Below are 14034 nucleotides of genomic sequence, written 5' to 3' on the forward strand. Positions count from 1 at the left end.
ACGGCTTGTGCCTGTACAAGGGCTTGTGCCTGTCGGTCATGGCTGCTCGCCGGCGAATCCGGCTTCGAGTTCCTCGATCTGGTGTTGTGCGAGGTTGAGGAGGTGGAAGTCGGATGGGGTGTGTCCGCCTGCCGTGGGATCGGCGGTGTGGTCCGCCAGGCCTGCCAGCATGTCCAGCCAGGTCCTGCCGAGCCGGTCGGCGTCGGCTTCCTCCAGCAGCCGACTCGCCCAGCTCAGAGTGATCGTCAGTGCGGGTCCTTCGGCGGTGTCCCTGACCACCGCACCGGCGTCCAGTGCGTGGGTGGCGGGCATGTCCGGGTCGACCGAGCCGCCGATCGCGGTGTCTCCGGCCATCTCCCACGGGCCGGGCGGGCCCGCGGCACGGCCCCCGCCGGTGGCGAACCGGCCGAGGTAGTTGAAGCCGATCTGTGCCGCCGGTGCGGCCTCGAACCCGGTACGTGTCGCGGGGTTGAGGTGCCGCAGCAGTTCATGGCCGAGTCCGTCGCCGGGCACCGCCCGCGCCTGCTCCTTGACGGCCTTCACCAACGTACCGGCAGCCCTGCCACCGGCCATAGCGCCGTCCAGGTCGGCGCCGGTCACCTCAAGGCGGACCGGGCGCACGCTGGTGAACCAGCCCACCGTCCGCAACAGGTCGACGCCGTCGAGCGGTTGGCGGCCGTGGCTCTCGATGTCGACGAGCAGCCCGGACGCGGTGTCGGGCCGCCAGTGCGCGACGGCCCCCGCGAGGGCCGCGAGGAGCACGTCGTCGACGCCGCAGTGGTAGGCGGTCGGAGTGCGGCCCACGAGGATGGCGGCGTGCTCGGGCGGGACGGTCCAGGAGCGGTGGCGCAGGGTGCGTACGGTGTCGACGGCGGGGTCCAACACCCTTTCCGCGACGGCCTGTTGCTCTTTGCCCAGCAGGGCCAGCCAGTCGTCGGCCTCGTCGACGCGGTGGGTGTCGACCGCCTGTGCGGCCAGCAGTTCCGCCCAGCGGCGGAACGACGTTCCGACGGCCTCCAGGTCGGGTGCGCGTCCCACGGCCGCCGCTTCGCATGCCGCCCGCAGGTCGGGGACGAGGACGCGCCACGAGACGCCGTCCACTACGAGGTGGTGCACCACCAGCACGATGCGCCCGGTGCGCCCCGGTCCTGCGTCGACCCACACCGCGCGGGCCAGTGTTCCGGCCGCCGGGTCGAGCTGGCGCGCCGCTTCCTGGGCGGCCTCGCTCGCGATCTCGTCGAGTGTCGGCGACGCGGGGGCCGTCGTCGCGTCGACGCGGGACACCAGCGTCGTCGTATCCACCGAGCCCTGTTCGCCGACGACGAGCTTGGGCTCTCCGGGGACGGTGCGGGCGCGCAGCATGTCGTGCGTGTCGAGGACGGCGGCGAGGCCCGTGGCCAGGACGTCGAGGCCGAGCCCGGCCGGAGCGCCGACCACGACCCATTGTGCGAACCCGGGGCTGGTGGCCCGCTCGCCCAGCGCGTGCATCACAGGGGTCCACGGCACCTCGCCGACGCCGATGTCGTCGGGCGCGATCTCCGGTTCGGCGGTCTCCGCAACCTCCGCGAGGCGTTCGGGGGTCTTCTCCTCGAACACCTGCCGCGAGGTCAGCAGGAGCCCGGCCCTGCGTGCCCGCGAGGCGAGCTGCATCGACATGATCGAGTCGCCGCCCAGCTCGAAGAAGCTGTCTCCGACGCCGACCCGTTCCAGGCTGAGCACCTCGGCGAACAGCTCGCACAGGGTGCGCTCGACCGCCGTACGCGGCGCGCGTCCCGTGACCCGTTCGGCGAAGTCGGGGGCGGGCAGGGCGGCCCGGTCCACCTTCCCGTTGGGGTTCAGCGGCAGGCCCTCCAACGGGACGAACGCCGCCGGGACCATGTACTCCGGCAGCCGGTCGCGTACGTACGCGGCGAGTCCCGGGGACTCGGACTCGTCGGGCAGCGCACCGTTGCCCGTGACGACGTACGCGATCAGACGGCGGGCGTCGTCGGGGCCGTCGCGGCGCGCGACGACCACGGCCTGCGTGACGTCCGGGTGCGCGGCGAGCACGGCCTCGATCTCGCCCGGCTCGATCCGGTACCCGTGGATCTTGACCTGGTCGTCGGCGCGGCCCACGAAGACCAGCTCGCCGTCGTCGGTCCAGCGGGCCACGTCGCCGGTGCGGTACATCCGCTCCCCCGCGCCGAACGGGCAGGCGACGAACCGCTGCGCGGACAGCCCGGGCCGCGCCAGGTAGCCGCGGGCGAGCCCCGCTCCGGTCACGTAGAGCTCGCCGGTCACGCCGGGTGGCACGGGCAGCAGGAACCCGTCCAGGACGTAGGCCCGCAGGTTCGCCATCGGTCGTCCCAGCGGCACGATGTCGCGTCCCGGCGCCAGCGGCTCGCTCATCGCGGCGCAGACCGTCGTCTCCGTCGGCCCGTACGCGTTGACCATGCGTCGGCCGGACGACCACCGGTCGACAAGACCCGGCGGGCAGGCCTCACCGGCCACCACGAGGGTTTCGAGGCCGTCCGGCAGGCTGTCCTCGGCCGCGAGGACACTCGGCGGCACGGTCACGTGGGTGGCGCGGGATGCCCGCAGGGCGGCGTCCAGCGAGACCTGCGGCGGCAGTTCGTCCGCAGCGGCGAGGACTAGCGTGCCGCCCGAGAGGAGCGCCATGCACAGCTCGGAGACGGCCGCGTCGAAGCCGAGCGACGCGAACTGCAGGACGCGCGAGTCCTCCCTTACACCGAAGCGGTCGATCTGGGCCCGCGCGAGGTTGTGCAGCCCGGCATGGGTGACGACAACGCCCTTGGGAGTGCCGGTGGAACCCGAGGTGTAGATCACGTACGCGGCATGCGCGGCCTTCAACGCCCCGAGCCGCTCCTCATCCCTCAAAGGACCAGCCGCACACGCCCCGATCTCCCCAGCCACCACCGGGTCATCCACCACCACAACCCGACCCGCAAACCCCCCAGGCACCACACCCCTCCACGCCAGCGAACACACCACCACCGACGCACCCACATCACCCAACACAAACCCCACCCGCTCCACCGGATAACCCACATCCACCGGAACGAACACACCACCCGCCAACGACACCGCCAACAACCACACCACCCAAGACACAGACCGCTCACCCACCACAGCAACCCGCACCTCAGGCCCCACACCCACACCCACCAAATACCGAGCCAACCGCCCCACCTCACCCCCCAACTCCGCGTACGTCACTTCCACGTCACCCGCCACCAACGCCACCGCACCCGCCGACAACCCCACCCGCCGACCGAACAGCTCGGGAAGCGGCGCCCCGGTCACCGGCGACTCCGTGTCGTTCCACGCGTGCACGACCGTCTCGCGCACGGCGGCGTCGGCCACGTCCAACTGCCCCACGGGGGCCTGCGGGTCGGCGACCAGCTGTTCGAGGATCCGTATCAGCGACGCGATCATGCGCTCGGCACCGGCGCGGTCGCACACGTCCGGCCGGTGGACGAAATCGCCCTGCATGGGCGTGCCCGGCGACACGACGAAGGTCAGCGGGTAGTGACCCATGTCCTGCGGCGCGCCCGTGGGGCGGATGGTGAGCGAGTGGGGCGCCTCGGGCCCGGAGGGCGGGTGAGGGTAGTTCTCGTAGACCACGAGGGTGTCGAACTCCGCTCCGGGGCCCGCGAGTCGACGTATCTCTGAAAGCCCCATGTGCTGATGGGCCATCAGTGCGACCTGTCGTTCCTGCAGTTCCGCCAGCATCTCGGCCACGGGCTGCCGGGCGTCGAGACGCACTCGTACCGGCAGGGTGTTGATGAAGAGGCCGATCGCCGACTCGGCGCCCGGCAGGTCGGTGGGCCGCCCCGCCACGGTGGCGCCGAACACCACGTCGGCGCGTCCGGCGAGCCGGGCGAGGAGCAGCGCCCACGCGCCCTGCACCAACGTGTTCACCGTCAGCCCGCGGTCGCGGGCCAGCGCGGCGACGCCCCGGGACAACTCCTCGGGGAACGCGAACCGCACCCGCTCCGGCACGACCGGCACGCGCACCGAGTCCGCGGGCACGACGCGTGTCGGCTCGTCCAGTCCCGCCAGTTCGGCGCACCAGGCCTGCCGCGCCACTTCGCCGTCCTGCCGACCGAGCCAGGCGAGGTACTCGCGGTAGGACGTCACCGCCGGGAGGCCCCGTTCGTCGCCGCCCGTCGCCAGCGCCTCGTACACGGCGGACAGGTCGGCGATCAGGACCGGCAGGGACCAGCCGTCCATGATGAGGTGGTGGCTGGTGATGACCAGGTGGTGCCGGTCCTCGGCAAGGCGGATCAGGAGCAGCCGCATCAGCGGCGCCTTCGTGACGTCGATGCGTTGCGCTCGCTCGGCGTCGGCGAGGCGTCCGCACTCGGCGAGGGCGTCGGCTGGGGTGTGCATCGATATGTCGACCTCGCGCCAAGGCAGTTCGACGTCGCTCCCGACGACCTGCACGGCCTCGCCCGAGGTGAGGCGGTGGAAGCTCGCGCGCAGGGTCGGGTGTCGGCGCAGCAACGCCTGCCACGCGGCGCGCAGCCGGGCCGCGTCCAGTGGTCCTTCCAGCTCCAGGGCCCGCTGGCCTTCGTAGACGTCGGGGCCGCTCTCGTCGTACGTGGCGTGGAACAGCATTCCCTTCTGCAGCGGCGACAGCGGCCATACGTCGGCCGGTTCCGGCACCGCGGTCTCCAGCTCCGCCACGTCGGTCTGCGTCAGTGCGGAGCCGAGGAGGGGGAAGTCGGAGGGGGTGTGTCCGCCCGCGGTGATGTCGGCGACGGTGTACCCGGCGAGGCCGCCCAGCATCGCCGCCCAGGTGCTGCCGAGCCGCTCGGCCTCCGCCTCCGGCACGAGATCGCCCGCCCAGCTCAGGGTGAGCGTCAGCTCCGGGCCGTCCGGGGTGTCGCGCACCGCGGCTCCAGCTTCCAGGACGTGGTGCAGTGGCATGTCCGGGGGGACTGTGCCGCCGATGGCGGTGTCGCCGGTCAACTGCCAGGCGGTGGCGCGGGACTTGTGCGTGTCGGTGGTGAAGCGGCCTATGTAGTTGAAGCCGATTTCGGGGGCGGGCCGGGCGCTCAGGACGGGGCCGGTCTCCGGGTTCAGGTGGCGCAGCAGCTCGTAGCCGAGTCCGTCGCCGCCCGGGACCGCACGCACCTGCTCCTTGACCGCCTTCAGCAGGGCGCCCGCGGCGGGGCCTCCGTCGAGGACCTGGGCGAGATCGATTCCAGACGTACTTGTCCGCACGGGGTGCGCGCTGGTGAACCAGCCAACCGTGCGCGACAGATCCACATCGCCCGCGCCGCTGGCTGGCTCGCGGCCGTGACCCTCCACGTCGATCAGAAGTCCCGAGGTCAACTCCGGCTTCCAGTGAGCAATCGCCCCCGTCAAGGCGGCCAGCAGGATGTCGTCCACGCCGCAGTGGAACGCGGTCGGCGTCCGGCCCAGGAGCACCTCGGCCCGCTCCGCCGGAACTACCCAGGAACTTCGGCGCAGAGTACGGGCAGTGTCGGCAGCCGGGTCCAACGCACGCTGCGCCAGGAGCTGTTCATCCACGCCCAGCAGGTTCAGCCAGCCGTCGAGTTCCGCAACTCGCGCTTCCCCGGTGGCCTCTGCGGTCAGCAGTTCCGCCCAGCGACGGAACGACGTCCCGGCCGGTTCCAGCTCCGGCAGCCGCCCCTCCGTGACCGCCTCACACGCCGCCCGCAGATCCGGCACCAGCACACGCCAGGACACGCCATCCACAACCAAGTGATGTGCTACGAGGATGAGTTGCCCGGGCCGATCAGCACCGGAGTCCACCCACACGACCCGCACCATCGCACCAGACACCGGATCGAGCCGCCCCGCAGCGCCCCGCGCCAGCTCACTCAGATCCAAACCGCCGTCCGACACATCCACGCGGTCGATCAGACTCTCGACGTCCACCGACCCCGACTCATCAACGATCAGCTTCGACTCACCCGGAACCGTGCGGGCCCGCAGCATGTCGTGCCGGTCGAGCACAGCACCCAACCCCGCCGCCAAGACATCCGGGCGCAGCCCTGCCGGGGTGCCCAGCGCCACCCACTGGGCGAATTGCGCGCTCGTGACGCGCTCGCCCAGCGCCCGCATGACCGGCGTCCACGGCACCACCCCCGTACCGACATCAGGCACCGCAGCCTCACGGCCCGCCGTCTCCACGACGAGCGCCAGCCGCTCCACGGTCTTCTCCTCGAACACCTGGCGTGGCGTGAGGATCACCCCGGCCTGACGAGCCCGTGAGGCCAGCTGCATGGAGCTGATCGAATCCCCACCCAGCTCGAAGAACCCGTCCTCTACGCCGACCCGCTCCAGCCCCAACACCTCGGCGAACAGCGCACACAACACACGCTCGACCTCAGTACGCGGCCTGCGGTCGGTAGTCCGCGCGGCGAAGTCCGGCGCGGGCAGAGCAGCCCGATCCACCTTCCCGTTCACCGTCAACGGCAACGCGTCCAGCACCACCACAGCCGACGGCACCATGTACTCCGGCAGCGCCCCAGCCACGTACGCGCGCAGCAGCTCGGCATCCGCCGCCCGCCCCACATCCGGCACGACATATCCGACGAGCCGCTTCTCCCCGCCCGACACGTCCTGGCGAGCCACCACCACGGCCTGACCAACCGATTCGTGCCCGGCCAGTACTGTCTCCACCTCACCCAGCTCCACCCGGAACCCACGGACCTTCACCTGCTCATCCGCACGCCCCACGAACAACAGCTCGCCCTCCGCCGTCCAGCGGACCAGGTCCCCGGTGCGATACATCCGCCGCCCACTCCCGGCGAACGGGCACGCCACGAACCGCTCCGCAGACAGGCCGGGCCGCCGCAGGTATCCGCGCGCCAGGCCCGGGCCCTTGACGTACAACTCGCCCACGGTTCCCGGGCCGACCGGTTTCAGGAAGTCGTCAAGGACGTATGCCCGGGTGTTGACCAGGGGGCGGCCGACCGGCACAGGGCCGTCATCCTGCGCCGGTCGCAGTGGCTCGCTCATCGCTGCGCAGACGGTCACCTCGGTGGGGCCGTAGGCGTTGACGAGGCGGCGGTCCGACCACCGTCGCGCCAGCCGGGGCGGGCACTCCTCGCCCGCCACCACCAGCGTCTCCACGCTGTCCGGCAGCTCGTCCACGGCCCCCAGGACGGACGGGGGCACAGTCATGTGCGTGATCCCGAACTCGGCGGCCAACTCCTCCAGCGAGCCGTGCGGCGGCAGCCTGTCGCCGTCGACCACGACGAGCGCCGCTCCGGAGAGCAGGGCCATGCACATCTCGGAGACCGCGGCGTCGAAACTCCAGGAGGCGAGTTGCAGGACGCGCGAGTCGGGGCGTACGGCGAAGCGTTCGATCTGGCCGGTGGCAAGGTTGCCGATGCCGCCGTGCGTGACGACCACACCCTTGGGCGTACCTGTCGAGCCGGACGTGTAGATCACATACGCGGGGTCCGACATCCGGCAGGCGGGACCACCCGGCCGAGGCGAACGCCTGACGAGGGGGGAGACCGTCTCGGGGGCGTCGAACACCCAGCGTGCGGTGTCCGCGGGGAGCACCGGCTCGGTCGTGGTCGTGCACACCACGAGTGCGGGGTCCGCGTCGGCGAGTACGTGCGCGATCCGCTCCGCCGGGTGGGCCGGGTCGACCGGCACGAACGCCGCTCCAGCCCGTGCCACGCCGAGCAGCACCGCGACCACGTCCACGGAGCGTTCCATGACCACGCCGACGAGGTCTCCCCGGCGCACACCGCGCGTCAGCAGGTCATGTGCCACGCGGTCGGCGGCCCGGCCGAGTTCGGTGTACGTCCACTGCCTGTCCGCACCGATTACGGCCGGTGCGTCGGGAGTTCGGCGCACCTGCGCGTCGAACAGCTCCCCCAGCGTTCCGCCGTCAACCGGCCGGTCGGTGTCGTTCCAGCGCTCCACGACCGCGGTGCGCTCCGCCGTGCCCAGTACGTCGACGTCGCCGACCCGCAGCGCCGGGTCGGTTGCTAACTGTTCGATGACGCGCGTCAGTTGACGGCCCACGTGGAGGGCGCGCTGCCCGTCGAACACGTCGGGCCGGTACGTCACGCGGACCTCGATGCGGTCGTCGTCCGGGACGACGCCGATGGCCAGGGGGTAGTGCGTGCCCGCCTGGCTGCTGAGCTGGGTGAGCGTCACGGGAGCGGGGGCGGGGCGCGACGGGGCGAGGGAGGGGTCGGGGCAAGACGGGTTGGAGCCGGAGAGCCGGGACGTATTCCGCGGGTAGTTCTCGACCATCAGCATCGTGTCGAAGACCGCGCCGGGCCCGCCGAGCGCCTGGATCTCGGCAAGTCCTGTGTGCTGATGGGGCATCAGTGATGCCTGACGTTCCTGCAGTTGCGTGAGGAGGGTGAGTACCGGCTGTCGGGCGTCGAGCCGTACGCGCACCGGCAGGGTGTTGATGAACAGGCCGATCATCGATTCGATGCCGGGGATCTCCGGTGGCCGCCCGGCCACGGTCGTGCCGAAGACGACGTCCGTGCGCCGGGCGAGCCGAGCGAGGACCAGCGCCCACGCGCCCTGGACGAACGTGTTGACGGTCAGCCCCTGGGCACGGGCCAGCGCGGTGACGGCTCGCGTCGCCCTGCCGGACAGCCGGACGGAGCGTTCCTCGGACAGGACGAGGCCACCGGGGAGGTCCGCCGGTGCCACGAGCGTCGGCTCTTCGGCCCCAGCCAGCTCAGCCCGCCAGGCCTCCCGCGCGGCCTCCTTGCCCTGGCGGTCCAGCCATGCGAGGTAGTCCCCGTACGAGGCCGACCTCACGGGCGCGGGGGCGGCACCGTCGGCCGCGTAGATCGCCGACACCTCGTTGAGCATGACCGGCGTCGACCAGCCGTCGGCCACGATGTGGTGGCTGGTGACGACGAGCCGGTGCTGCTCCGCGCCGAGACGGATCAGCAGCAGGCGCAGCAGCGGTGGGGTCGTCAGGTCCAGCCGTTCCGCCGCTTCGTCCTCGGCGCGGCGGTCGGCCTCGGCGAGTGCGTCGGCCGGATCGAGACCTGACACGTCGATTTCGTTCCAGGGCAGTTGTACGGCACCGGCCCCGGCCACGGCCTGCACGGCCTCTCCGGAGGCAAGGCGATGGAAGCTCGCGCGCAGCGCTTCGTGCCTCGCGACCAGTGACTCCCATGCCGCCCGCAGCCGCCGCGCGTCCAGCGGTCCGTCGATGGCGAGCACGCGCTGGCTCTGGTAGGCGTCCGGCCCGTCCGTGTCGTATGTGGCATGGAAGAGCATCCCTTCCTGCAACGGCGACAGCGGCCATACGTCAGCGGGCTCCGGCACCGCCGCCTCCACCCTTTCGACGTCGCCCTGCGTCAGTGCGGCGGCTCCGAGGAGCGGGAAGTCGGAGGGCGTGTGTCCGCCCGCGTGGGGGTCGGCCGTCGCGTGGGCGGCCAGTCCGGCCAGCATGGCGGCCCAGGTACTGCCGAGCCGCTCCGCGTCGTCCTGCGCCAGCACACCGTCCGGCCAGCTCAGCCGGAGCTCCAGCTCGGGCCCGCCAGGGGTGTCCCGGACGGTGACGTTCGCCTCAAGGGTGTGCTGGAGCGGCATGTCCGGGGGGACCGTGCCGCCGATGGCGGTGTCGCCGGTCAACTGCCAGGCGGTGGGAAGGGACTTGTGCGTGTCGGTGGTGAAGCGGCCCATGTAGTTGAAGCCGATTTCGGGGGCGGGCCGGGCGCTCAGGACGGGGCCGGTCTCCGGGTTCAGGTGGCGCAGCAGCTCGTAGCCGAGCCCGTCGCCGCCCGGGACCGCACGCACCTGCTCCTTGACCGCCTTCAACAGGGCACCCGCGGCGGGGCCTCCGTCGAGGACCTGGGCGAGATCGACCCCTGACGTGCTTGTCCGCACCGGGTGTGAGCTGGTGAACCAGCCGACCGTGCGCGACAGATCCACATCGCCCGCGCCGCTGATTGGCTCGCGGCCGTGACCCTCCACGTCGATCAGAAGTCCCGCCGCCGTTTCCGGCTTCCAGTGGGTGATCGCCCCGGTGAGGGTGGCCAGCAGGATGTCGTCCACGCCGCAGTGGAACGCGGTCGGCGTCCGGCCCAGGAGCACCTCGGCCCGCTCCACCGGTATCACCCATGCCCGCTGGCGCAGGGTCTGGACTGTGTCGACGTCCGACACCACCCCCCGTACACCGAGCGGCTGTTGAGGCTCTCCGAGGAGGTCCAGCCAGCCGTCGAGTTCCGCGACCCGCGCCTCCCCGGCAGCCTCCGCCACCAGCAACTCCGCCCAGCGACGGAACGACGTCCCGGCCGGATCCAGCTCCGGCACCCGCCCCTCGGCCACCGCCTCACACGCCGCCCGCAGATCCGGCACCAACACCCGCCAGGACACACCATCCACAACCAAGTGATGTGCTACGAGGATGAGTTGCCCGGGCCGATCAGCACCGGAGTCCACCCACACGACCCGCACCATCGCACCAGACACCGGATCGAGCCGCCCCGCAGCGCCCCGCGCCAGCTCACTCAGATCCAAACCGCCGTCCGACACATCCACGCGGTCGATCAGACTCTCGACGTCCACCGACCCCGACTCATCAACGATCAGCTTCGACTCACCCGGAACCGCACGGGCCCACAACATGTCGTGCCGGTCAAACACAGCGCCCAAGCCCGCCGCCAGAACGTCCAGCCCCAGCCCGCCCGGAACCCCCAGCACCACCCACTGCGCAAACCCATGCCACGCCACCCGCTCGCCGAGCGCCCGCATGACCGGCGTCCACGGCACCACACCCGTACCGACATCCGACATCGCAGGCTCGCGACCCACCGACTCCGCGACCAGCGCCAACCGCTCCACGCTCTTCTCGGTGAACACCTGCCGGGGCGTGACCACGAGCCCCGCACGCCGCGCACGCGAAGCCAACTGCATCGAGCTGATCGAATCCCCACCCAGCTCGAAGAACCCGTCCTCGACCCCGACCCGCTCCAACCCCAACACCTCGGCGAACACTGCACACAACACACGCTCGACCTCAGTACGCGGCCTGCGGTCGGTAGTCCGCGCGGCGAAGTCCGGCGCGGGCAGAGCAGCCCGATCCACCTTCCCGTTCACCGTCAACGGCAACGCGTCCAGCACCACCACAGCCGACGGCACCATGTACTCCGGCAGCGCCCCAGCCACGTACGCGCGCAGCAGCTCGGCATCCGCCGCCCGCCCCGCATCCGGCACGACATATCCGACGAGCCGCTTCTCCCCGCCCGACACGTCCTGGCGAGCCACCACCACGGCCTGACCAACCGATTCGTGCCCGGCCAGTACTGTCTCCACCTCACCCAGCTCCACCCGGAACCCACGGACCTTCACCTGCTCATCCGCACGCCCCACGAACAACAGCTGGCCCTCCGCCGTCCAGCGGACCAGGTCACCGGTGCGATACATCCGCCGCCCACTCCCGGCGAACGGGCACGCCACGAACCGCTCCGCAGAAAGCCCCGGTCGACCGAGGTACCCGCGCGCCAGACCGGACCCGGCGATGTACAGCTCGCCCGTCACTCCGGGCGGGACCGGGCGCAGGAAGGCGTCCAGGACGTACGCGTGGCGGTTGGCCAGGGGTCGGCCGATCGGCAGGGCCCTGTCCATCGGCGCGCCCGCCGGGAGTACGTGCCATGTGGCGCAGAGGGTGATCTCCGTAGGCCCGTAAAGATGCCGCACAACCACCTCCGGGCACGCCTCCCGCACCCGCGCCACCGCGGAAGCAGGCACCACATCCCCGCCCGTCAACACCTCCCCCAAACCCGCAAAGCACCCCGGGGACTCCTCCGCCAGCACCCGGAACATCCCCGCCGTCACATGCACCGCCGAGACCCCACCCGCCACAGCAGCCCGGATCCGGGCAGCATCCACCACACCCGGCCCCGCAACCACCACCCGAGCACCCACCACCAACGGCACCCACACCTCAAACAACGACACATCAAACGCATGCGGCGCATGCATCAACACCGCATCCCCCACACCCACCGACCAACCAGAATCCCCAGCCAAACCCACCAGACCCGCCACCGCGCCATGCGGCACCGCCACACCCTTCGGCACCCCCGACGAACCCGACGTATACATCACATACGCCACATCACCCCCACCCACCACCGCAGGCCCATCCGCATGACAAGCGGCAACGACCGAGACCGTCTCCGCGTCATCGACCACCACGCGCCGACCGCCCGCCGCGTACTCCGCGTACTCCGGGACAAACCGGCTCGTGTTCCGGGTGCACACCACCGCCACCGGCGCCGAGTCCTTGAGCAGGAACTCGACCCGCTCCGCCGGATACTCCACATCCACCGGCACGAACGCCGCCCCCGCCCGCCACACCCCAAGCAACGCAACGATCAGGTCGACGGAGCGTTCCATTGCCACGGCGACGCGGTCCCCGCGGCGCACTCCGACAGCCGTCAGGTGCTGGGCGAGGCGTGCCGACGCTGATTGCAACTCCCGGTAGGAGATGGACCGTTCGCCATCCGCCGACGACACCGCCACCGCCACCGCGTCAGGCGTGCGCGCCGCCTGCATGGCGATCAGTTCGGGTACCGAATCGGCCGCCACCGGCTGCCGAGCCGCGTTCCACTCCTCCACGACCAGCGACCGCTCGGCCGCCCCCGCCACGTCGACCCGGCCCACCGGTACCGACGGATCTGCCACCACCTGTTCGAGGACCCGCGTCAGCCGGTCGACGACCGCCTTGGCGGCCGCCCGGTCGTACAGGTCGGGGCGGTGGTCGAGCTTGAAGCCCATGCGGTCGCCCTCGGGCGCGACGACCAGGGTGAGCGGGTAGTGCGCCGCCTCTTCGCCGCCGAGGAACCGGATGGCGAAGGTGCCGGGGGCGGGCTCACGCTCCGGGGGGCGCGGGTAATTCTCGTACACGACGATCGTGTCGAAGACCGATCCGGGACCGGCGAGCTTCTGGATCTCGGGCAGTCCGAGGTGCTGGTGCGCCATGAGTGCGGCCTGTCGGCTCTGCAGGGCGGCGAGCATCTCCGACACCGGCTGCGTGCCGTCGAGACGTACGCGGACCGGGAGCGTGTTGATGAACAGGCCGATCATCGATTCCACGCCCGGCAGTTCGGCAGGGCGGCCCGCCGCTGTCGCGCCGAACACGACGTCCGTGCGTCCGGCGAGGCGGGCCAGGACCAGGGCCCACGCGCCCTGGATCACGGTGTTCACCGTGATTCCATGGCTGCGCGCCACCTTCGCGAGGCCTTCCGTCAGCTCCTCGGAGATGTGGGTGATCAGGCTCTCTGGGGTGATGGGTGTCCGTCCGGGGTCCGCCGGTGCCACGAGCGTCGGCTCGTCGGCCCCGGCCAGCTCCGCCCGCCAGGCCTCGCGCGCGGCCGCCTTGTCCTGCCGGTTCAGCCAGGCCAGGTACTCCCGGTAGGACGTGACGTGGGGCAGGCCTCGCGCGCGGCCGCCCTCCGCGTACACGGTGGGCAGCTCGTTGAACAGCACCGCCATGGACCAGCCGTCCATGACTACGTGGTGACTGGTGACGACCAGCCGGTGGCGCTTGTCGCCGAGCCGGACCAGGAGCAGCCGCAGCAAGGGGGCGACCGCCGGGTCGAAGCGCCGCGAACGCTCGACCGCGGCGAGCCGGTCGGTCTCGGCGAGGGCTTCGCTCTCCGTGAGGCCGGAGACGTCCACCAGTCGCCACGGCAGGGCCGCCTCGCGCGCGATGACCTGCACGGCCTCACCGGACTTGCGGCCGCGGAAGCTCGCCCGAAGTGCGCCGTGCCGGGCCAGCAGCGCCTCCCACGTCCTGCGCAGCCGGTCCACGTCCAGGGGTCCGACCAGCTCCAGCATCCGCTGCCCCTGGTAGACGTCCGGTCCCTGGTCGTCGAAGGCGGCGTGGAACAGGAGCCCTTCCTGCAACGGCGACAGCGGCCAGACATCCTCGACTACGGATCGGGTCATCGTCTCTGTCTCCTCACAGCGGCAACGGCGATGTGCAGGGCCCCGCCGTCGGCCGCGCGACAGCGGCGGCCCACGGCGCAAGCGGGTCAGGTTGGTCAGGTATTC

The 14034-nt window shown here is 71.5% G+C and carries 1 protein-coding gene; it reads right to left on the bottom strand.

Annotation, left to right across the window (positions count from 1 at the left end):
- Positions 1 to 36: 36 nt before the first annotated feature.
- On the bottom strand, positions 37 to 13929 hold the full coding sequence (locus AC068B_RS31835; protein ID WP_478675001.1) for an amino acid adenylation domain-containing protein: 13893 nt from the start codon (positions 13927 to 13929) through the stop codon (positions 37 to 39).
- Between the last annotated feature and the right edge of the window lie 105 nt (positions 13930 to 14034).

The sequence above is a fragment of the Streptomyces sp. NPDC042371 genome (genome assembly GCF_056437465.1).

Excerpts from the sequence above, each read along its gene's own strand:
- AC068B_RS31835 (WP_478675001.1), bottom strand. The coding sequence starts at position 13,929 with ATGACCCGATCCGTAGTCGAGGATGTCTGGCCGCTGTCGCCGTTGCAG.